A 20,379-nucleotide genomic window follows, 5' to 3' on the forward strand; every position below is an offset into this window, starting at 1 on the left:
TACCGTGGTGCGCATGAATACCCCGATTGCGTTCACCCTGCGCGAAGCGACCGAATCAGACCGCACGTACCTGCGGCGCCTGAACTACCTCACGGAGGTCTTCGGCGACGAGGAAGGCACCATCGGGGAAAAGGAACGCGACGGCTCCGACATCTACGTCGGCGAGTGGGACCCCGAGCGCGAAAGCGGCGTGATCGCCTTCGACCAGTTCCGCACCCCAGCAGGCGGTGTGTGGCTGCGCTACTGGGCCACGCCTGAGGAGGGCAACGCGAACCTCGGGCCCGGCATCCCTGAGCTGGCCATCGCGGTGGAGAACCGGTACGCGGGCCACCAGCTCGCGGTGCAACTGCTCGACGCGGCCGCCGACCTCGCCCGCCGCCAAGGCGCGCCGAAGCTCGCCCTGTGGGTCGACCCGGACAATCCGCGGGCGCGCCACCGCTACGAAACCTTCGGCTTCACAGACGTCGAGGGCCACGACAACGTCATGGCCCTCGATCTCGCGCGCGGCTAACTAGCTGATCACAACCACCAGGTCGCCGCCTTCAACCTTGGTGGGCTGGGTGAAGGCGACGCGCTCGATCACGCCGTCCTTCGTCGCGGAAATGGCGGCCTCCATCTTCATCGCCTCGATGGACGCGACCGGGTCGCCAGCCTTGACCTCGTCGCCCTCCTTCACCGTGACGGTCACGGCGCCCGCGAACGGTGCGGCGACGTGGCCCGGGTTGGAAGAATCGGCCTTCTCCACCTCGGCGACGGAGGACTCGGCGGACTCGTCGCGCACCACCATCGGGCGCACCTGGCCGTTGACGGTGAGGATAACTTGGCGCATGCCCTTCTCGTCCGGCTCGCCCACGGCGTCGAGGCTGACCACCAGCGGCGGGCGGTTCTCGTCGATCTCGCCGTACCAAATCATCGTCTCCTCGCCCTCTTCCAGACCGTAGAAGAACGCCTTGTCGCCCAGCTGGTCGGTCACACCGTAGGCGCGCAGGTGCTCCTGGTACTCGGCGTACTGCTTCGGGAACAGCAGCTGATCCAGCGCCGCGCGACGGGCGGTGTGCTCATCGCTTTCCAGATCCGGTGCAAGCTCCTCAGGCACCTGCACGGTGTGGTCGACCTCGGAGCGGTCCTCCAGCGCCTTGTCGCGCAGCAGCGGCCAGCCGCCCGGAGGGGTGCCCAGCTCGCCCTGCAGGAAGCCGATGACGGACTCGGGGATGTCGTATTTGCGCGGGTTCTCCGCGAACTCCTCCGGGCTCACGCCCTGCCCCACGAGCTGCAGGGCCAGGTCGCCGACCACCTTCGACGACGGGGTGACCTTCGTCGGGCGGCCGAGGATTTCGTTCACACCGGCGTAGTAGTCCTCGATGAGCTCGAAGCGGTCCTCCAGGCCCAGCGCCTTCGCCTGGGTGCGCAGGTTAGACAGCTGGCCGCCGGGGATCTCGTGCTTGTACACGCGGCCGGTCGGGCCCGGAATACCGGACTCGAACGGGGCGTAGACCTGGCGCACGGCCTCCCAGTACGGCTCCATGTCGAAGACGGCCTGCAGGTCGATGCCGGTGTCACGCTCCGTGTTCGCGAACGCTGCCACCAGCGCCGACATGGACGGCTGGGAGGTGGTGCCAGCCAGCGGCGCGGAGGCCACGTCGACCACGTCCGCGCCCGCGTTCGCGGCCGCCAGGTAGGTGGCCAGCTGGCCACCTGCGGTGTCGTGGGTGTGCACGTGCACCGGCAGGTCGAAGCGCTCACGCAGCGCGCTGACCAGCTTCGCCGCCGCCGCCGGGCGCATCAAACCGGCCATGTCTTTAATGGCCAGCACGTGGGCGCCCGCCTCGACGATCTCATCGGCGAGGTTTAGGTAGTAGTCCAGCGTGTAGAGGTCCTCGTTCGGGTCCAGCAGGTTGCCGGAGTACGCCATGGCGACCTCGGCGACAGTGGTGCCGGTTTCCAGCACCGCGTCGATGGCCGGGCGCATCTGGGAGACGTCGTTAAGCGCGTCGAAGATACGGAAGATGTCGATGCCGGAGGTCGCGGCCTCACGCACGAACGCCTTCGTCACCGAGTCCGGGTACGGGGTGTAGCCCACGGTGTTGCGGCCGCGCAGCAGCATCTGGATGTTCACGTTCGGCATCGCCTCGCGCAGCTCGTCCAGGCGCATCCACGGCGACTCGTGGAGGAAGCGCATGCCCACGTCGTAAGTCGCGCCGCCCCACGCCTCCACCGAAGTCAGCTCCGGGGTGAGGTGGCCGACGTGCTTCGCGGCCGCAACCAGGGTGTTGGTGCGGACGCGGGTGGCCAGAAGCGACTGGTGCGCGTCGCGGAACGTCGTCTCGGTAACACCAAGCGCGGTCTGGTTGCGCAGCTTCTCGGCCCACTTCTTCGGGCCGAGTTCCAACAGCTCGTCGCGGGAGCCGCGCGGCAGCTCGCCGTAGTCGTTCTTCGGCAGCTTCTTCGACGGCTGGATGTTCGTCGGGCGCTCGCCGTTCGGCTTGTTCACCGTCACGGAAGCGAGGTACTCGAGGATCTTGCCCGCGTCGTCCGCGGCAGCCGGCGCCTCGAGCAGGTGCGGGTGATCCGCGATGAAGCCGGTGTTGATGCGCTCGTTGCGGAACTCCGGCTCAGAAAGCAGTGCGCGCAGGAAGCCGATGTTGGTGGACAGGCCGGTGACGGAGAACTCGTTGAGGGCACGCAGCGCACGGTCCACGGCCACCTGGAAGTTGCGGCCGCGGCAGGTCATCTTCACCAGCAGCGAGTCGAAGTTCGGGGTGATGATGGTGCCCACGGCCACGGAGCCGTCGAGGCGCACTCCGGCGCCGCCCGGGGAGCGGTAGCCGGTGACCACGCCGGAGTCGGGCCTGAAGCCGTTCGCCGGGTCCTCGGTGGTGATGCGGCATTGCAGCGCAGCGCCGTTGACCTCGATGAGGTCCTGCTCCAGGTGCACGTCGGCAAGCTTGGCGCCGGCGGCGATGTACATCTGGTTCTTCACGATGTCGATGCCGGTGACCTCCTCGGTCACCGTGTGCTCCACCTGCACGCGCGGGTTCATCTCGATGAACACGTGGTTGCCCTGCTCGTCGACGAGGAACTCGACGGTGCCCGCACCCTCGTAGTTGATCTCCTTGCAGAAATTCACCGCGTCCTGGCAGATGCGCTGGCGCTGCTCCTCGGTGATGTGCTGCGCGGGCGCGATCTCGACGACCTTCTGGTGGCGGCGCTGCACGGAGCAGTCGCGCTCAAACAGGTGCACCACGTTGCCGTGGGAATCGGCCATGATCTGCACCTCGATGTGCTGCGGCTTGATCACCGCGCGCTCGATGTAGACATGGGGGTCGCCGAAGGCGGCTTCCGCCTCGCGGGAAGCTTCAGCAGCAAGCTTTTCGACGTCCTCTTGCTTCTCAATAAATCGCATGCCGCGACCGCCACCACCGGCGACAGCCTTGACGAAGACGGGGAACTCGAAGTCCTTCGCAAACTCCGCAAGTTCCTTCGGGTCAGCCGACGGCTCCGAGTCCTTCAGCACCGGCAGCCCGGCGCGCTCGGCGGCCTGGACAGCGGCGGACTTGTCGCCGGTGAGTTCCAGCGTCTCCGGGGACGGGCCGATGAACTTGATGCCGTTGTCGCGGCAGGCGCGGGCGAGATCGGCGCGCTCGGAGAGGAAGCCGTAGCCTGGGTAAATCGCGTCGGCGCCGGTCTTTTTGGCGGCGCGGATGATCTCGTCGATGTCCAGGTAGGCCTTCACAGGCTGACCTTCCACACCGATCTGCACCGCCTCGTCCGCGAACGGGCGGTGGAAGGAGTTGCGGTCCTCGCGCGGGTACACGGCGACGGTTTTCGCGCCAGTTTCGAACGCGGCGCGGAACGCGCGGACGGCGATCTCGCCGCGGTTCGCCACAAGGATTTTCTTGAAGGCGGGGAGGTCGTTGAGCGGGAGGTTATCCGGGTTCATGCGGGGGTTCCTTTCCGGAAAAAGGGCAAAAATCAACAGACAGTATTTTATGCCATCGCAGGTGAGTTTTTTGCGATTTGGTAATACAACAGAAAAGGCGGGCGTCGATAAGCAATGTGCTCTCGACGCCCGCGAAGCAGCAGACCTTACTTCTCCACGTGGCGCTCGTCCGGGCCGTTGTAGGCGGACAGCGGGCGGATCAGCGAGTTGTTCTCAAACTGCTCGATGATGTGTGCGGTCCAGCCGGTGATGCGGCTCATGACGAACAGCGGGGTGAAGAACTCGATGTCGAAACCCAGGATGTAGTAGGCCGGGCCGGACGGGAAGTCCAGGTTCGGGCGGATGTTGATCGAGGTGTTGTCGTGCATGGTCTTCGCCATGATGTCGTACATTTCGACCCACTTCTGGGCGTCCTTCTCCGGGTGCTCGGCGGCGAGCTTCTTGAAGGCGGCCTCCATCGTCGGCACGCGCGAATCGCCCTTCTTGTACACGCGGTGGCCGAAGCCCATCACGAGCTCCTTGTTCTTCAGCTTGTTCAGGCACCACTCCTCGGCCTTCGCCGGGTCGCCGATCTCCTCCATGTGGTGCATCACGAACTCGTTCGCGCCGCCGTGCAGCGGGCCCTTCAGCGCGCCGATGGCGCCGGTGATGGCGGACCAGCCGTCGGACATCGTGGACGCGATGGTGCGGGCGGTGAAGGTGGAGGCGTTAAAGGAGTGCTCGGCGTAGAGGATCATGGTCTTCTCGAACGCCTCGATGTCGGACGGGATGTTCGCCGGGGACTTCTCGTCGTCGCCGAAGACCATCCAGAGGAAGTTCTCGCTAAAGCCCTTCTCCTTGCTCGGCGCGATGTACTCCTTACCCTGGCGGCGGCGGATGTCGGTGGCCACGATGGTGGGCAGCTTTGCCAGCAGCTTGCGGCCGATGCCGCGCAGGTGGTCCGAATCCGGGGTGAACTTCTCCGGGTCTTCCGTGCCCAGGTAGGACACTGCGGTGCGCAGCACGTCCATCGGGTGGCAGTCCTTCGGCATGAAGTTGATGATCTGGATGAGTTCCTCGTCGATGTCGCGGTTGGCCATGCAGCCGCCGCGGAACTCCGCGAGCTGCTCCTCGTTCGGCAGCTCGCCGTTCCACAGCAGGTACGCGACTTCTTCGAACGTGCAGTTCTCGGCGAGCTCCTGCACCGGGTAGCCGCGGTAGAGCAGCGAGTTGGTCTCCGGGTTCACCTTGGAAACTGCGGTGTAGTCGGCGACAACGCCGTTAAGGCCCTTGCGGATTTCCTGGTCAGACATGATGTCTCCTTTGAGTTTCTGCGGGTAGACGCGATGCGTCTACTGTGAATCGGTTTGGAAGGTCTGGGAGTAGGTGTCCTTGGAGTAGGTGAACACCGACTGGTCGAACTGGTTGTACTCGTCGTAGCGGACGAGCTCGTAGAGGCGGGAGCGGTGCTGCATCTTGTCCAGCCACGGCTCCTGCGTGCCGGTTTTCGCGATATCGCGCAGCATCTCCTCGGTCTGGCCCATGGCGAGGCGGAAGGTAGTCACCGGCCAGATGACGGCGTTGTAGCCGAGCTCCTCCAGGCGCGGGGCCGGGATGAGGTCTGTCTTGCCGAACTCGGTCATGTTCGCGAGCAGCGGCGTATCGACGGCGGCGCGGAACTTCTCAAAGTCCGCCTCGGAGTAGAGCGCCTCGGTGAAGATGAGGTCCGCACCCGCGTCGGCGTACGCCTTCGCGCGCTCGATGGCCTCGTCGATGCCCTCGATGCCGGCGGCGTCGGTGCGGGCGCAGATGACGAAGTCGTCGTCGTGGCGCTCGCGCACCGCGGCGGTGATGCGGCGGACCATCAGATCGCGCGGCACGACTTCCTTACCGTCCAGGTGGCCGCAGCGCTTCGGGTTCACCTGGTCCTCCAAGTGCAGCGCGGCGAGACCGGCGGCCTCAAACTCGGCTACGGTGCGGGCTGCGGACATGGGTTCGCCAAAGCCCGTGTCAGCGTCGATAAGCACTGGCAAATTCGTCGCGCGGGCAATCTGGCCGCCGCGCGCCGCGACCTCGGTCAGTGTGGTCAGGCCGATGTCCGGCAGGCCCAAATCGTTGGCCAGCACCGCGCCGGAGACGTACACTCCCTCAAACCCATCAGCCGATTCACGGCTGATGTCCTCGATCAGGCGCGCGGTGAGCGGGTTAAACGCGCCGGGCAGCTTGGTGATGGTGTCGCTGGTCAGCGATTCGCGCAGTGCCCTGCGGCGTTCGTTCGGGGTTTTGTCGGGTGCGAACATTAGAAGATGCCTCCCGGGATTTCCGGAGCGTTCTCAACGGTCTGCGCGTTGACGCGGACGTTCAACTCGGACAGGTCGGTGAGGTTCTCCAGGTCCTGTACAGCCGCGAGGAAGCGGTCCTGCTCCTCCTGGTCAACAATGCCCTCGGCCAGGGTGCGGAACTTTTGGATGTAGTTGTCGCGCTCGAACGGGCGCGCACCCAGCGGGTTTGCGTCGGCAACTGCCATTTCGTCCTCGATCACGGTGCCATCGGTGAAGGTGATGACGGCCTTGGCGCCGAACGCCTTTTCCTTCGGATCGGGCGAGTGGTAGCGGCGGGTCCACTCCTCGTCCTCAACCGTGGAGATCTTGTGCCACAGCTCCACGGTCTCCGGGCGGTTCGCGCGCTCCGGCGCGTAGGAGTCGATGTGGTGCCAAGTGCCGTCCTCGAGCGCGACAGCGAACATGTACATGATGGAGTGGTCCAGCGTCTCGCGCGACGCGTTCGGGTCCATCTTCTGCGGGTCGTTCGCGCCGGTGCCGATGACGTAGTGGGTGTGGTGCGAGGTGTGCAGCACGATCGACTCGATGTCCGCGGTGGACTTGCCGGCATCTGCAATCGTCTGCTTCATGCGTCGTGCCAGGTCGATCGGCGCCTGCGCCTGGTACTCCGCGGAGTGCTCCTTGGTGTAGGTCTCCAGGATCGCGCGCTTAGGCTCACCGTCTGCCGGAAGCGGCACAGTGTAGGTGCGGTCCGGGGAGTGCAGCATCCAGGCGATCACGCCGTCCTCGCCCTCCCAGATCGGGGCCGGTGCGCCCTCGCCGCGCATCGCGCGGTCCACGGCCTCGATGGCCATCTTGCCGGCGAACGCCGGGGCGGACGCCTTCCAGGAGGAGATCAGGCCCTTGCGCGATTGGCGCGTTGCGGTGGTGGTGTGCAGCGCCTGGCCAACAGCCTGGTAGATGGTCTCCACGTCGAGTTCGAGCATGGTGCCGATGCCCGCCGCGGCCGAGGGACCGAGGTGGGCGACGTGGTCGATCTTGAACTCGTGCAGGGAGATACCCTTCACCAGGTTCACCTGGATCTCGTAGCCCGTGGCGATGCCGCGGATGAGCTGCTTGCCGTTGAGGCCCTTGTGCTGCGCCACGGCCAGGATCGGCGGGATGTTGTCACCCGGGTGGGAGTACTCGGCCGCAAGGAACGTGTCGTGGAAGTCGAGCTCGCGCACCGCGGTGCCGTTGGCAAACGCCGCCCACTCAGCGGAGTACTTCCCGTCCTCGCCGAAGACCTCGGCGCCGCCGTTGTCCACCGGGTGGGCCTTCGCCATTTCGCGGGCGACAGCAACAGGGCGGCGGCCGTAGGAAGCCACCGCCACAGAAGCGTTGTCGATGATGCGGTTGATAATCATTTCGCGGGTGTCTTCCGGCACTTCCACCGGGTCGGCCGCGACCTTGGCCACCTTGTAGGCCAGATGCTCCTCAATGGGAAAGTCCTCCGCGGACTTATGGGTGCGTACTTCGTGGTTGATCATTGGCAGATGTCTCCTCATACAAGGGATACGGGTGACTGGAATGTCGCATCTCATACTATTGCGGCATTTGTGTCGCGGGTCATAGTAATTTTTGTGACACTTTGCGTCCCACCCGACGACGTTCTGCAATAGTTTGTAAACCAGCAGGACAACACGGCAATTGAAGGAGTGCGGCACAGTGGCAAAGCTCTACGCGGGGGGACAGATCCACATGCTGCGCACAAGCCGCGGCCTGACCCAGGTGGAGATGGCGCAGCTGATCGACATCTCCCCCAGCTACCTCAACCAGCTAGAAAACGACCAGCGCCCAGTAACCGCCCCGGTGCTGCTCAAGCTCACCAGCACCTTCGGGGTGGACGCCGCCTACTTCTCCGGCGAGGCGGAACGCGAGCAGGTTGCAGAGCTCGCAGACCTCTTGCCCGCCATCCCCGAAAGCGAGCTGGCGGACTTCGCGCTGCGCTTCCCCACCATTGCCGCCGCGGTGCGCGCCATCCCGGCCACGCTCAGCGGCGCTGCCCCCGACCCCTACGAGGGCGCGCGCAACTACTTCCAGGCCAACCGCAACTACTTCCACGACATCGACACCACGGCCGAAGCCCTCGCAGCCCGCCTCGCCGGACGCCAGCTGCGCCTGACCCGCCTCGCGGCGGCCTTCGACCGGGACCTCGGCTACACCGTGCGCTTCAACCAGCACGTCGAGGGCCCCCGCTCCGAGCTCGACCAATTAGGCCGCGAGGTGCGCCTGCGCGCCGGTCTCACAGAGGCGCAGCAGTGCTTCGAGTTGTCCTACCACTACGGCAGGCTCAGCTACGCGTCGATGTTCGCCGAGCGCGTCGCTGCTATCGACGATGCCGCCACCCGCCGCCTCACCGAACACGGCTTGGGCCAGTACTTCGCCGCGGCCGTAACAATGCCGTATGCGGAGATCCTCGCCGCGGCGCGGGAGACGCGCTACGACGTGGACGTGATCTCCGCCCGTTTCGGCACTGGGTTTGAGTCCACCTGCCAGCGGCTCGGCACCTTGCAACGGCCGGGCGCGGAGGGCGTGCCGTTCGTGTTCATCCGCACCGACCGCTCAGGCACGATTTCGAAACGCCAGGCGACCGCACCGTTCCACTTCTCCCGCGAGGGCGGATCCTGCCCGTTGTGGGTGGTGCACCGGGCATTTGAAACCCCCAACCGCGTGACACGGCAGGTCTCCGTCACTCCGGACGGGCGCACGCAGATGTGGGTGGCCCGCATGGTGCAAGGACCGGCGGTGGGGTTCGGCGCACCCCGGCGCGAGCACGCCGTGGCGCTGGGGTGCGACGCGGCGCACGCCAGCCAGCTCGTCTACGCGGACGGCCTGGACTTGAACCCGGCGGCCGCCACCCCTATCGGCCCCGGGTGCGACACGTGCCCGCGCGCCCGCTGCCCGCAGCGCGCATTCCCCCACGCGCGCGTAGAGGGATAGGCGCCAGCTACGCCAGGTCGGACTTCGAAATGAGGCGGCGCGCCGCCTCCGTGATCGAGCCGGACAGCGACGGGTACACCGCCATCGATTCCGCCAGCTGGCGCACCGTAAGATTGTTCGTCACCGCGATGGTGATGGACAAGATGAGCTCGGAGGCCGTCGGGGCGACGATTACGCCGCCGAGCACCTGGCCAGAGCCCTTGCGCGCGAAGATCTTCACAAAACCGTGCTGCAAAGAACGCATCTTCGCGCGCGGGTTCGTGTTCAGGGGCAGTTTGTAGATGTCGGCGTCCACCTCACCGTCGACAATCTGCTGCTCCGTGACACCCACTGCGGCGATCTCGGGGCGGGTGAATACGGCGTTGCCCACCGTCTTCAGGCGGATCGGGCTCACGCCCTCGCCGAGCGAGTGGTCCACGGCGGTGCGGCCCTGCTGCGCGGCGACCGAGGCCAGCGGCATCAAGTCGGTGCAGTCGCCGGCGGCGTAGATGCCCGGCACGTTGGTGCGGGAGACGCGGTCGACGTGGATGTGGCCCGACGGGGTGGTTTCCACGCCCGCTGCCTCGAGGTTCAAGTCGGCCGTGTTCGGGATGGAGCCGATCGACATCATTACGTGGCTGCCCTCGATCTCGCGTCCGTCGGTGGTGTAGACCACCACGCCTTCGCCGGTGTTGTCCACGTGGTCCACGCGCGCGTCCTTTTCCAGCTGCACGCCGAGGCCCTCCAGCACGGTTTCCAGCACGTCGGCGGCGTCCGCGTCGTCGTGAGGCAGGATGCGGTCGCGCGAGGCCACCATGGTCACTTTCACACCCAGCTCGGCGAAGGCGGAGACGAACTCCGCACCCGTCACACCGGAGCCGACCACGATGAGGTGGGTGGGCAGCTCCTCAAGGTCGTACATTTGGCGCCAGTTCAGGATGCGCTCGCCGTCCGGCTCAGCACCCTTGAGCACGCGGGGGCTCGCACCGGTGCACACCAGCACCATGTCGCACTCGATGGTTTCGCAGTTCCCGTCCGGGGTTTCCACCTCGATGCGGTGCGTGGTGTGCCCGGTCTGCTCTCCAGCGAACTTGGCCCGGCCGTTGATGAAATGCACGCCGTTGCGCTCGAGTCCCCGGCGCACGTCGTCGGACTGCTTCTCCGCCAGCGCCTTCACACGCTCGTTGAGCGCCATGAGCGACAGCTTCGCGTCGCCAAGCGTGTGGTTGAGCCCCATGTCGTCGGCGCGTCGCAGGTCGGTCTTGATGTTCGCGCCAGCGATGAAGCTTTTCGACGGCACCACGTCCTTGCGAATCGCCGCCCCGCCGGCACCGTGGTCCTCCACAACGGTGATGTCGGCTCCGTATTTCGACGCGACAAGGGCGGCTTCGTACCCGCCTGGGCCACCGCCCATGATGACGATCTTCTTGGACAAAACTACAGCTCTCCTCGGGCAGACTTCATCTCCGGCAAAATACGGCCACAGTCTACCCTCGGTTACTCCTCAGGCACGCCGAAGTACTTCTCCACGATCGAACCAAACAGACGCACGCCCACGCCGATCGCACGCTCGTCGATGTTCAAGTTGCCCTGGTGGATGTCCTGTTTCTCGCCCTCGCCGCTCCATCCGCCGAGGCGCATCATCGCGCCCGGCACATACTCGAGGTACCAGGAGAAGTCCTCGCCGCCGCTGGACTGCGGCGCGGAGACAATCGCGTGCGGGTCGATCGCGCGGCCGGCTTGTACTGCTAGTGCGGTCGCGGCATCGTCGTTAAGCACTGGCGGCACGCCCCGGATGTAGTCCAGGTGGTAGGTGCAGCCCGTGGGCGCGACAACCAGATCGATGAGGTCGGTGAGGAGCTCCTCCAGCGCCCTCCACGTGGCGATGTCCGCGGTGCGAATCGTGCCTTCAAGCACCCCGCGCTTCGGGATAGCGTTCGCGGCGTCGCCCGCCTCGGCGTGCCCGAAGACGAGCACGGTGCCGGTGCGCGGGTCCACCCGGCGCGACAACAGCGCCGGCAGCTGGGTGATCAGTGCGCCCATGGCGTACACCACGTCGGCGGACAGCTGCGGGCGGGAGGTGTGCCCGCCAGGGCCCTGGACCTCGATGCGCACCACGTCTGAGGCCGAGGTGATGGCACCTGCGCGCACACCGATCTCGCCGACGCGTAGGTTCGGCTCCGCGTGCACGGCGTAAATGGCGGAGACGTTTTCCAGCGCGCCCCAGTTCACCACGTCGATGGCGCCGCCGCCCATGACTTCCTCGGCGGGCTGGAAGATGATGCGCACCCCGTTGGGCAGGTCGATGGTGGACAGCGCGCACGCAAGCGCGAGCGCGACGGTGGTGTGGATGTCGTGGCCGCAGGAGTGCGAAACCCCCGGGTTGGTGGACGCGAAGCTCAGTCCCGTCTGCTCAGGCACCCCGAGCGCGTCAATGTCCGCGCGGAACGCGAGCCGCTTCCCGTCCGCCGGGCCGATGTCCACGTACAGGCCGGTGGTGGGGAACCGCACCGGGGTCAGCCCGTATTCTTCGAGCACGCCAGCGATGAAGTTGGTGGTTTCCACTTCCTCGTTGGAAAGTTCCGGGTGGGCATGCAGGTGACGCCGCCATTCGATGACGCGCTGTTCATTCTCCGCAAACCATGCGTCGACCTCCGCCCCAATCCCGGCGTTGCCCACGTTTCCTCCCGGCTCTCCGTGACTCTGCAAATGACTCTGTAAATGACTCTGTAAATAACTCTGCAAATCGTGCAGTTGTACCGGAAGAGTCTACGCGCCGCACGTCTCATGTCTTGAAAACGGTCGGATATTATGCGTCGGCAAACCCCAGAAACTCCATGTCCACGAACGGCGGCGTGCCCGCTGGGGCTCCGCGGCGCAGGTAGGGCTCGTGGAAGCGGGCTGTGTCGCGCGGGCCCCTGGGCCAGCTGAAAGCGATCTCTTCGGGGCCTTCCTCCGTGGGAGGGCAGGAGGCGAAGTGTCCGGCGACGTCCTCACCCGCCGCGGGCAAGAGCGCCGCCGGCGGGACTTGCAGCGCGCGGGCGATGCGGTAGCAGGTGGACAAGGTTGGGTCGGCAACTTTCGAGTTGTAGTCGTTGCGCTCCAAGTTCGAAATCAGCGTGCGCGACACCCCAGCGATCTCCGCCAGCCGCGTCTGGCTTAAGCCCCGCATCTCCCTGATGGTGCGCACTCGCTCCCCCAGGCCGAGCGCGTAGCTTGCCCAGTGCGATTGCGGTAACACGTCCCCCATTGCTTCCCCCGTGCGAATCTTCCGGCCGCCCCCGCGGCCGGTGAACTACGTTGCCACAAATGTAGCGCGCGGCGGTAAGTACCGCCACACGTCGCCTACAGGTCGATGTTGCGCGGGCCGTAGAGGCGGTCACCCGCGTCGCCGAGGCCGGGCACGATGTAGGCATCGTCGTTTAGCGCAGGGTCGATCGTCGCAGTAACAAGTCGCACGGGTCCGCCGTGAGCTTGCAGCCTATCGACGCCCGGTTGCGCGCTCACCATGCAGATACACGTGATGTCGTCCGCTCCGCGGCCCACCAGAAGGTCGATGGCGTGGATGAGCGATCCGCCGGTGGCCAACATCGGGTCGACGAGGAACACCGGCTGCCCGGACAGGTCCTGCGGCAGCGCCTCGAGGTATGGCACCGGCTCGTGCGTCTCTTCGTCGCGCGCGAGCCCGATGAACCCCACCTGCGCGTCCGGGATCATGGACAGCGCCGGGTCCACCATGCCCAGCCCGGCGCGGATGATCGGCACGATGATCGGCGGCTGCTTCAACCGGGTGCCGCGCGCGGTGCCCACCGGGGTTTCGGTGTCGAACTCCTCCGCTTCCAACCCGCGGGCGGCTTCGTACACCAGCATCGCGCCCAGGTCCGCCAGCGCGGCCCTAAAGCCCGAGTTGTTGGTGCGCTTGTCGCGCATCTTGGTCAGGCGGGCGGCGGCGAGCGGGTGGTTGACAACCGTGATATCCATGCGGCCCATGCTAATTCAGAGCAATTTTGCTTGGCGACGGAACCGGCGCCGCGTTTCCCGCGTCCAATACCCATGACTGTTTTCGAACTCGACTCCGCAATTGTCCAAGCCCTGACTCACTCGTTGCGCCGCGACGCGGGCAACTTGACCCCTTTGACCGATCTCAACGTGCCCCCGGCTGGCCCGCTCGCCGCGTTCAGCGGCGCGGTCGGGCGGGCCATCGACAGCGCAAACACGCGCGCGGCCGAGCTGCGCGAGGAGGCGCACCGCATCGCCGACGTGATGGACCTCACCGTGGAGGCGGCCGCGGCCGTGGATAATCGCACTAGCTCGCGGCTGGGGGCGACGCTGTGAACAAGTCGCGCATCTACTCGCCGACCTCGGCGCAAACCTTGTACAACGGTGGCATCAACCCTGTGCTCGACCCAATATCGGTCGCCGGGCGCATCCTGGCGCAAAGACCGGAGCTGCTGCCCACCCTGCCGCACTTCACCATGCCGGATTTCCGTGCGTTCGGGGACCTCGCCCGCATCGTGGGCGCGTGCGGCGATTCCCGCTTAGAGGCGGCCGCAGACCTGGCGCAGCACCGCACCGCGATCAACGACGCGGTTGTAGGGGGCGCGACGCTCGTCACTGTCGCGGCGGCCGAGCTCGGCGACACCGCGGCGGGCCTGGTGCGCTCCGCCGCCGCGATCCCGGCGATCGCCGCCAGCCCGGCTGGCCCGGTCGGCGCGGGGCTCTACGCGTCCTCCATCGCCTCCAAAGCGCTCATCGAGGCGGCCGCAACCCTCGAGCAGCTGGAGATGGACTTGGGCAAAATCGCCCAGGAGTTGGAGGCCGCCACATCCGCGGCGACGCAAAAGGCCATGCCCGGCCCCGGCGCGGGCGGCGGCGCAGCCGAGCAACAGCTGGCGAAACTCGCTTCCGCACCGCCGCCGCGGCCCCACGGACCAGCCCCCGCCCCGCCGGAGGTCGCACCTGCCGCAGCACCGGCCGGCGAACCCACCGCGGCGCCGGGGCAGGGCTCGCCCGTCGGCGCGGCCGCTGTCGCCGCCGCAAAGAGCCAGCTCGGCACCCCGTACGTGTGGGGCGGCAGCGCGCCGGGCGGGTTCGACTGCTCGGGCCTGACCTCCTGGGCGTACCGCCAGGCGGGCATGGAAATCCCCCGCATCGCCGCCGATCAGGCGATGGGCCGACAGGTTAGCTACGACGAGCTCCAGCCAGGCGACCTGGCGGTGTGGGACGGGCACGTGGCCATGTACGCGGGTGACGGAATGTACATCGAGGCGGGCGATCCTGTCTCGCTCAACCCGGTGCGCACCGACAACATCGGCATGACCTTCCGCGGGTTCTGGAGGCCGACCGGCTAAAGTGCTAGGCCATGAGTACGCGCGCAATCCTCCCTGTCAAGATCTCGCTCACCGACGGTGACTTCTACACCCTGTGGGCACCCACCTGGAAAGAAAAAGGCGCCGAATGGCAGGCGTTCCTGGGCGACGACACGTCAGTTTTGGCGTTCCACTCGCCAGAGGAGCTGCTCGCGTACATCAACCGCACCTCCGCGCACGACCTGGCCGACCACCCGAAGTGGCGCGCGTTCCAGGAGCAGGGCGACGACCGCGTGGTGCCGAACGAGAAGCAGTACTACGACATCATCGGCGCACCCGAATTCCTGGCGGGCCGCCCGAGCCACGAGAACGTCACATCCCTGTCGCGTGTGTTCCAGCTCTCGCGCTCGCTCGCCGAGGTGGCGAGCGCGGAACAGGCGCAGATCTTCTTCGCCTCCCACTCCATCCTGGGCAACGTGTCGCGCGGCTCGGACCACTACAGCGGCGAAAACGGCCTGCAGGAGTGGTCCGGTGTGGGCCGTGTGGTGCTCACCAACTGGGAGTCCGTGGTGCACTCGCTCGATGGCGCGGTGCGCGTGGTGGACACCGCCGACCTTGACGCCGACGAGGTCGCGGCAGCGTCCGCCGCGATCGCCGCCGCCACCGAGGCGCGCGCCCAGGCCGCCGAGCAGCAGCGCGCGGACGAGGAGCGCCGCGCCGCGGCCGAGGATCCGTACGACGTCTCCCCGTGGGCGCGCGCCGGCATCGACCCGGTGAAGATCTCCATCCAGGGCCAAAGCGTCTACACGCTGCGCACCTACCTCGGCACCTCGCCGGTGTTTTTGGGCAAGTACGGCGAGATTTTCACCTTCCCGTCCACGAAGCACCTCGGCCGCTGGATCTTGGAGAACGACGACCACGACCTCGCGTCCGTCTCCACCTGGGAGGACCTGATGAACGCCGCCAACGCCGGCGAGCTGAAGGTGGAGGTCCACCCGGACAACTCCTACTCCTTCAACGGCATCGCGGCCGACATTGCGAAGGGCACCGACGCGGTGGACACCCAGCAGATGACCAAGGCGTACGAGCTGCTCGCGGACGCCGCCGACTGGGCGAAGGACGACTCGCTGAACTCCTTCCTGCTGGCCAACCCCCGTATGCAGGACTACCTGGCCTACATGATGGGCTCCACCGAGGCCGCTGGCTACGTGCCCTCCGCGCCGTTCAACGATAAGGCCGAGGCGTGGACGGAGATGGAAAACCAGCTGATTAAGCGCTTCTCCAAGTTCTAGGCCAAGCACCCAGCCCCAACGGGCGCCGCCACTGGCCGGGCCTACAATGACTGGCTATGTCTGTGGACCAGGTCGACCCGCTCATTAGCTCCATCTACCGCTGGTTCGATGTCTCCGGCGTACTGCTGATGGGAATCATCGGCGGCACGATGGCACGCCACCGCGGTTACGACATCGTGGGGTTTTTCTTCATCGCCATGTTGTCCGCGCTCGGGGGCGGCATGCTTCGCGACGTGCTGATTAACCAAGGCACCGTCGCCGCGATGAGTCAGCCGGAGTACTTAATCCTCGCGTTCACCGGCGCGCTTATCGCCCGGTTTACCTACTTCAAGGGCAAGGCGTGGGAGTTTTTCCAATCCCACGGCGACGCGCTGGTCTCGGCGCTGTGGGCCGCTACTGGCGCGCAGAAGGCGATTGCCTACAACCTGCCTGTCCTGCCTGTGATCATGATGGGCGTGTTCACCGCTACCGGCGGCGGCATGATCCGCGACGTGGTCACGGGGCGCGAGCCGAGCATCTTCGGCGGCAACCAGCCCACGGTCTTGCCGGCGGTGGCCTGCGCGGTCATCGTGTTGCTGGGCGACCGGACGGGATACTCCGTGTGGGCCTTAGCGCTCGGCCCGCTGGTCAGCTTCGCGCTGTTCCTCGTGGGTTACTACGGCAACTGGCGCATCTCGACGAACTCCGAGTTCGCCCCAGTGAACGCCACCGTCAACGCCACGGCGACCCAGGTGGCGCACCTGGCGAAGAAGGCGGAGGCCGGTTCCCGCGCGGTGGCCCGCGGGTTGGAGCCGACGCGCGTGCGGGCCTGGCGCCACCGCCAGATGGAGAAGGCGCTGCAGCGCCGCATCGAGGCTGAGGTGAGAAAGGGCAAGCGCCGCTCTGACGCCCAGGACGATGCGGACGAGTTCCTCACCGAGTTCACCAGCCAGTTCCCCGCTATTAACGCCGAGATGATTGCCGGCTACACCCCGCCCGAGGAGGAAGAGGGCACGAGCCTGTTCGACCAGGTGGGTATGGATTTCGCGGGCGATTCCTACGACGATTCGCAAACCGAAGAGATGGACCCGGCCGAGCGTGACGCGATGCACGCGGACATGCTGGATATCATTTTGTCCGACGATGCCCTCACCGACGAGCTCATTGAGCGGCTCGTCGCCCGCTACCAGCAGAAGGATCAGTAAATGAAGCGTGCGAATGTGGGGGTTGTGGTAGCTACGGTGGCGTCGATAAGCATGTGCACAAGCTTTTCGACGGCTGCGCAGGAGGCAACCACCCCACTCGACCCCGTGCCCACCACCGGCTTTTTCGACGAGAACGGCGAGTGGGTGCCGCCGTTTCGCGATAAGGCGCCGGATACCGACAACTGCCCGCAGGCCACCTGGCCGCCGGAGCCGGTGAGCACCTCCGAGCGCGTCACCCCGGCGCCGAGCCCCCTGGACGTGGTCTACGACGGCCCGTGCGGCGTCACGGCGGCGCAGGGTTACAAGGTGCCTGGCGACGTGCTGGCCTCCGCGTGGATTGTGGCGGACATCGATTCGGGCGAGGTTATCGCGATGAAGGACCCGCACGGGCGCTACCGGCCGGCGTCGATTATCAAGGTGCTACTCGCGCTCGTGGTCATCGACGAGCTGGATCTGAACGACACCGTGGAGGTTTCCGCAGAATCAGCGGGCCAGGAGGGCTCAGCCGCGGGCATCGGCGAAGGCGGCGAGTACACCGTGGAGGACATGCTGCACGGACTGCTGCTCGCCTCCGGCAACGACGCCGCGCACGCGCTGGCGCAGAAGCTCGGCGGCGACGAAGTGGCGCTGCTGAAAATCAACGAGCTGGCCAAGGAAATCGGCATGGCCGACACCCGCGCCACCTCGTACTCCGGCCTGGACGGCGCGGGGATGTCCACCTCCGCATGGGACATGGCGCTGGCGTACCGCGAGGCGTTTTCCAACCCCACGTTCAGCCGCATCGTGGACACACAGACGTACGAGTTCCCCGGCTACGGTGACCTGCCCGCCTTCGAGCTGGGCAACGACAACAAGCTCTACCTCAACGACCCGGACGGCATCGGCGGCAAAACCGGCTACACCGACGACGCGAACCACACGTTCGTCGGCGCCGTGGACCACGACGGGCACCGCCTGGTCGCCGTGGTGCTGGACACCACCATCAACAACGGTCACCGCGCCTGGGAGCAGGCGCAGATGCTGTTGCACGCCGCGTACCCGGTGGAAGATTCGGTGGCTCAGCTTGAGCCGGTCGCACAGGTGGTCACCTCCACGGCCGCGCCTGAGCCTGTACCTGAGGCAGCGGAGCCGTCGCAAAGCAGCAGCTCTGCCGAGGCGCGCTACCCGTGGCTGCCCGCCGCCATCGTGGCGGGCGTGGGCGTGCTCGCGGCGCTGGCGCTGTGGCTGAGCCTGCGCTCGCGGCGCCGCCGCTAGTCGCGCGAGAGCAGCGAAACCACGCCGACGCCGATCGCGCCGAGCGCCGCGCCCAGGCCGAGCGCCTTACCCGCGGTGCCGCCGGATTCCTCCGGGCGAACCGCGCCTGCGCGCACGTTGATCACGGCCGGCTCCGGAACCTCAGCCGGCTGCATGGCGAGGGACTCCTCCGTGGTCGCAGTCCACGCGGAGACGTAGAGCACCACGCGCCACACCAGGTACAGCACGACCATCAGCGAGATGATCGGGCCGAAGATCGCGCCCGCCGGGTTGCCGGTGGCGGAGCCGATGATCAGGCCAGCGAACTGCTGAATCAGCGCGAAAATGACAGCGCCGAGCAGCGCGCCCTTGAGCCCCGACTTCACCGGCACGTTCGTGCGCGGCATGTACATGACCACCCACATCATGACCAGGAACGACGCCAGCACGGAGACAAGGAAGCCGACCAGCCACACGAGCGCGCGCGAGCCCGGGAAGTCGCCGAGGCCGAAGTGCTCCATCACCTGACTCGTCCAGCCGGAGACACCGATCGCGGTGACACCGAACGCGATGATCAGCAGCAGAAGCAGGCCGATCAGCCCCAGCAGGTCGCGCAGCTTCTTCACCACGAAGTTGCCGCCCTCATTCGCGTCGAGGCCCCACATGGTGGTCACGCCGGCGCGCAGGTGGTTCATCCAGTTCAAGCCGGACCACAGGGTGGTAAGCAAACCGATCCCCGCTACGGCACCGCGCTGGTCGATGGCCGCTTCGATGATGCGATTGACCAGATCCCCCAAATCGCCGTCCAGGTTCTGCGTGATCTGAGTCTGGATCTCGTTGATCAGCTCCGGCCGCGCGTTCAGGAAGAAACCGGCAGCCGCGAATAGCAGCATGGCCAGCGGGAAGATAGCCAGCACGGAGAAGTAGGTGATGCCGGCCGCGAACTGGTTGCCGCCCTGGGCAGCGAAGCGGTCCTGCATCCGCTTGAGGTGAGCGGCGGCGGGAGCTTTCTGCTCCAGCTTGTCCTCCAGGCTCTCCGTCTGCTGTTTGGTGGCACGCTCGATGCCTCTGTCGTCGGTGTACGCCTTACGCGGCGAAGTCGAGGTTGCCATGGGGCCCCTTCGTGGTCGTCGGTTTGGAAAGTCCGCAACCATCGTAGAGGAGCTTTTGCTTATCGACGCCTCCGGCGCAGACCTTAGCGCTTCGGCGCCAAGAACCCGACCTTGTCGTACACGTCATCCAGCAGCGGGGCCGCCACTTCGCGGGCACGTTGCGCGCCGCGGGCGAGGATGGCTTCGAGCTCGCCGCGGTCTGCCATGAGCTCGTCGTAACGCGCGCGGAGCGGTGTGGTGAACGCCTCCAGCGCGTCGGCGGTGTCGACCTTGAGCTGGCCGTAGCCTGCGCCCTCGTAGCCTGCCACGAGCTCGTCGACAGGTTTGCCGGTCAGCGCCGACTGTATGACCAGCAGGTTGGACACACCCGGCTTGTTTTCCTTGTCGTACGCAATCACACCGTCGGTGTCCGTCACCGCGGAACGGATGCGCTTCGCCGACGTCTTCGGCGCGTCGAGCAGGTTCACGATGCCCTTCGGGTTCGCCCCGGACTTGGACATCTTGGAGGTGGGATCCTGCAGGTCGTAGATCTTCGCCGCGCCTTCGACGATCATGCCCTCCGGCACCACGAACGTCTCGCCGTAGCGCGAGTTGAACCGCTCCGCGAGTGTACGGGTGAGCTCCAAGTGCTGGCGCTGGTCCTCCCCCACCGGCACGAGCTGCGGGGAATACAGCAGGATGTCGGCGGCCATCAGCACCGGGTAGGTGAACAGGCCCACGGAGGTGCGGTCCTGGCCCTGCTTGGCGCTTTTGTCCTTGAACTGGGTCATGCGGCTCGCCTCGCCGAAGCCGGTGAGGCATTGCAGCACCCAGGTCAGCTCAGCGTGCTCGGGCACGTGCGACTGCACGAAAAGCGTGGAGCGCTCCGGGTCGATGCCAAGGGCGATAAGTTGCGCGCAGCCGGCGAGGGTGCGGTTGCGCAGCTCCTCCGGGTTCTGGTCCACGGTGATCGCGTGCAGGTCCGGGATGAAGTAGAACGCGTCGTAGCCATCCTGCAGGTCGATCCACTGCTTGAGGGCACCGAGGTAATTTCCCAGGTGGTAGGAGTCGGCGGTGGGCTGAATTCCGGAAAGTACGCGCTGCATAG

Annotated in this window: 17 protein-coding genes; 7 read left to right on the plus strand and 10 right to left on the minus strand. The window is 66.4% G+C overall.

All coding sequences use genetic code 11. The features are described from left to right. Positions 1–13 precede the first annotated feature (13 nt). Positions 14–511, plus strand: a complete 498-nt coding sequence (locus HWX32_RS08580; protein ID WP_175935544.1) for a GNAT family N-acetyltransferase — start codon at positions 14–16, stop codon at positions 509–511. Here HWX32_RS08580 and HWX32_RS08585 read toward each other — a convergent pair whose 3' ends face one another. From HWX32_RS08585 to prpD, 4 genes are all read right to left on the minus strand, one after another. Continuing rightward, positions 512–3,940, minus strand: coding sequence for a pyruvate carboxylase (locus HWX32_RS08585; RefSeq protein ID WP_175935545.1), 3,429 nt, complete (start codon positions 3,938–3,940; stop codon positions 512–514). Between the two features lie 146 nt (positions 3,941–4,086). Further along, a complete protein-coding gene (locus tag HWX32_RS08590; RefSeq protein ID WP_075468222.1) occupies positions 4,087–5,232 on the minus strand; it encodes a bifunctional 2-methylcitrate synthase/citrate synthase in 1,146 nt (381 codons plus the stop codon). 39 nt (positions 5,233–5,271) lie between these two features. Continuing rightward, positions 5,272–6,219: a methylisocitrate lyase gene (gene prpB, locus HWX32_RS08595; protein ID WP_075468211.1), complete on the minus strand. Its 948-nt coding sequence runs from the start codon at positions 6,217–6,219 to the stop codon at positions 5,272–5,274. Next, positions 6,219–7,730, minus strand: coding sequence for a 2-methylcitrate dehydratase PrpD (gene prpD, locus HWX32_RS08600; protein ID WP_175935546.1), 1,512 nt, complete (start codon positions 7,728–7,730; stop codon positions 6,219–6,221). The genes prpB and prpD overlap by 1 nt, the downstream gene beginning before the upstream one ends. A 178-nt stretch (positions 7,731–7,908) precedes the next feature. Here prpD and HWX32_RS08605 point away from each other — a divergent pair, with 178 nt between their 5' ends. Further along, the gene (locus tag HWX32_RS08605; RefSeq protein ID WP_175935547.1) at positions 7,909–9,183 is read left to right on the plus strand and encodes a short-chain fatty acyl-CoA regulator family protein; all 1,275 of its coding nucleotides are present in this window, start codon (positions 7,909–7,911) and stop codon (positions 9,181–9,183) included. 7 nt (positions 9,184–9,190) lie between these two features. Here the strand turns inward: HWX32_RS08605 and HWX32_RS08610 are convergent, their stop codons facing one another. From HWX32_RS08610 to upp, 4 genes are all read right to left on the minus strand, one after another. Continuing rightward, positions 9,191–10,597 carry an NAD(P)H-quinone dehydrogenase gene (locus tag HWX32_RS08610; protein WP_254868364.1) on the minus strand — a complete coding sequence of 469 codons (1,407 nt, stop codon included), beginning with the start codon at positions 10,595–10,597 and terminating at the stop codon, positions 9,191–9,193. A gap of 62 nt (positions 10,598–10,659) precedes the next feature. Continuing rightward, entirely contained in the window at positions 10,660–11,841 is a 1,182-nt protein-coding gene (locus HWX32_RS08615) for an amidohydrolase (RefSeq protein ID WP_175935548.1), read from the minus strand. 130 nt (positions 11,842–11,971) lie between these two features. Then, positions 11,972–12,412: a helix-turn-helix transcriptional regulator gene (locus HWX32_RS08620; protein WP_175935549.1), complete on the minus strand. Its 441-nt coding sequence runs from the start codon at positions 12,410–12,412 to the stop codon at positions 11,972–11,974. A 95-nt stretch (positions 12,413–12,507) separates the two neighbouring features. Then, on the minus strand, positions 12,508–13,143 hold the full coding sequence (upp, locus tag HWX32_RS08625; RefSeq protein ID WP_175935550.1) for a uracil phosphoribosyltransferase: 636 nt from the start codon (positions 13,141–13,143) through the stop codon (positions 12,508–12,510). A 72-nt stretch (positions 13,144–13,215) separates the two neighbouring features. On the opposite strand from upp, the gene HWX32_RS08630 reads away from it, so the two are divergent. Genes HWX32_RS08630 through HWX32_RS08650 form a run of 5 tightly spaced genes read left to right on the plus strand, consistent with a single transcriptional unit; the run spans position 13,216 to position 18,201 of the window. Next, positions 13,216–13,497 carry a hypothetical protein gene (locus HWX32_RS08630; protein ID WP_175935551.1) on the plus strand — a complete coding sequence of 94 codons (282 nt, stop codon included), beginning with the start codon at positions 13,216–13,218 and terminating at the stop codon, positions 13,495–13,497. After that, on the plus strand, positions 13,494–14,513 hold the full coding sequence (locus HWX32_RS11270; RefSeq protein ID WP_254868365.1) for a C40 family peptidase: 1,020 nt from the start codon (positions 13,494–13,496) through the stop codon (positions 14,511–14,513). Before HWX32_RS08630 ends, HWX32_RS11270 begins: the two co-directional genes overlap by 4 nt. An 11-nt stretch (positions 14,514–14,524) precedes the next feature. After that, complete coding sequence (locus HWX32_RS08640; RefSeq protein WP_075468097.1) at positions 14,525–15,763, plus strand: hypothetical protein; 1,239 nt, start codon at positions 14,525–14,527, stop codon at positions 15,761–15,763. Between the two features lie 56 nt (positions 15,764–15,819). Then, positions 15,820–16,947, plus strand: a complete 1,128-nt coding sequence (locus HWX32_RS08645; RefSeq protein ID WP_175935552.1) for a trimeric intracellular cation channel family protein — start codon at positions 15,820–15,822, stop codon at positions 16,945–16,947. Next, on the plus strand, positions 16,948–18,201 hold the full coding sequence (locus HWX32_RS08650; protein ID WP_254868366.1) for a D-alanyl-D-alanine carboxypeptidase family protein: 1,254 nt from the start codon (positions 16,948–16,950) through the stop codon (positions 18,199–18,201). Here HWX32_RS08650 and HWX32_RS08655 read toward each other — a convergent pair. Both HWX32_RS08655 and trpS read right to left on the minus strand, forming a co-directional pair. Further along, a complete protein-coding gene (locus HWX32_RS08655) occupies positions 18,198–19,292 on the minus strand; it encodes a YhjD/YihY/BrkB family envelope integrity protein (protein ID WP_175935553.1) in 1,095 nt (364 codons plus the stop codon). The two genes, HWX32_RS08650 and HWX32_RS08655, sit on opposite strands and share 4 nt — an antisense overlap. Positions 19,293–19,375: 83 nt before the next feature. Further along, on the minus strand, positions 19,376–20,377 hold the full coding sequence (gene trpS, locus HWX32_RS08660; protein ID WP_175935554.1) for a tryptophan--tRNA ligase: 1,002 nt from the start codon (positions 20,375–20,377) through the stop codon (positions 19,376–19,378). Between the last annotated feature and the right edge of the window lie 2 nt (positions 20,378–20,379).

The organism is Corynebacterium sp. Marseille-P4321 (assembly GCF_903645305.1).
In the GTDB taxonomy this organism is placed as follows: domain Bacteria; phylum Actinomycetota; class Actinomycetes; order Mycobacteriales; family Mycobacteriaceae; genus Corynebacterium.

What these genes read in the sequence shown, in the direction of transcription:
- HWX32_RS08580 (WP_175935544.1), top strand. Translation starts at nt 14, where the DNA reads ATGAATACCCCGATTGCGTTCACCCTGCGCGAAGCGACCGAATCAGAC.
- HWX32_RS08585 (WP_175935545.1), bottom strand. Translation starts at nt 3,940, where the DNA reads ATGAACCCGGATAACCTCCCGCTCAACGACCTCCCCGCCTTCAAGAAA.
- HWX32_RS08590 (WP_075468222.1), bottom strand. Translation starts at nt 5,232, where the DNA reads ATGTCTGACCAGGAAATCCGCAAGGGCCTTAACGGCGTTGTCGCCGAC.
- prpB (WP_075468211.1), bottom strand. Translation starts at nt 6,219, where the DNA reads ATGTTCGCACCCGACAAAACCCCGAACGAACGCCGCAGGGCACTGCGC.
- prpD (WP_175935546.1), bottom strand. Translation starts at nt 7,730, where the DNA reads ATGATCAACCACGAAGTACGCACCCATAAGTCCGCGGAGGACTTTCCC.
- HWX32_RS08620 (WP_175935549.1), bottom strand. Translation starts at nt 12,412, where the DNA reads ATGGGGGACGTGTTACCGCAATCGCACTGGGCAAGCTACGCGCTCGGC.
- upp (WP_175935550.1), bottom strand. Translation starts at nt 13,143, where the DNA reads ATGGATATCACGGTTGTCAACCACCCGCTCGCCGCCGCCCGCCTGACC.
- HWX32_RS08630 (WP_175935551.1), top strand. Translation starts at nt 13,216, where the DNA reads ATGACTGTTTTCGAACTCGACTCCGCAATTGTCCAAGCCCTGACTCAC.
- HWX32_RS08640 (WP_075468097.1), top strand. Translation starts at nt 14,525, where the DNA reads ATGAGTACGCGCGCAATCCTCCCTGTCAAGATCTCGCTCACCGACGGT.
- HWX32_RS08645 (WP_175935552.1), top strand. Translation starts at nt 15,820, where the DNA reads ATGTCTGTGGACCAGGTCGACCCGCTCATTAGCTCCATCTACCGCTGG.
- HWX32_RS08650 (WP_254868366.1), top strand. Translation starts at nt 16,948, where the DNA reads ATGAAGCGTGCGAATGTGGGGGTTGTGGTAGCTACGGTGGCGTCGATA.
- HWX32_RS08655 (WP_175935553.1), bottom strand. Translation starts at nt 19,292, where the DNA reads ATGGCAACCTCGACTTCGCCGCGTAAGGCGTACACCGACGACAGAGGC.
- trpS (WP_175935554.1), bottom strand. Translation starts at nt 20,377, where the DNA reads ATGCAGCGCGTACTTTCCGGAATTCAGCCCACCGCCGACTCCTACCAC.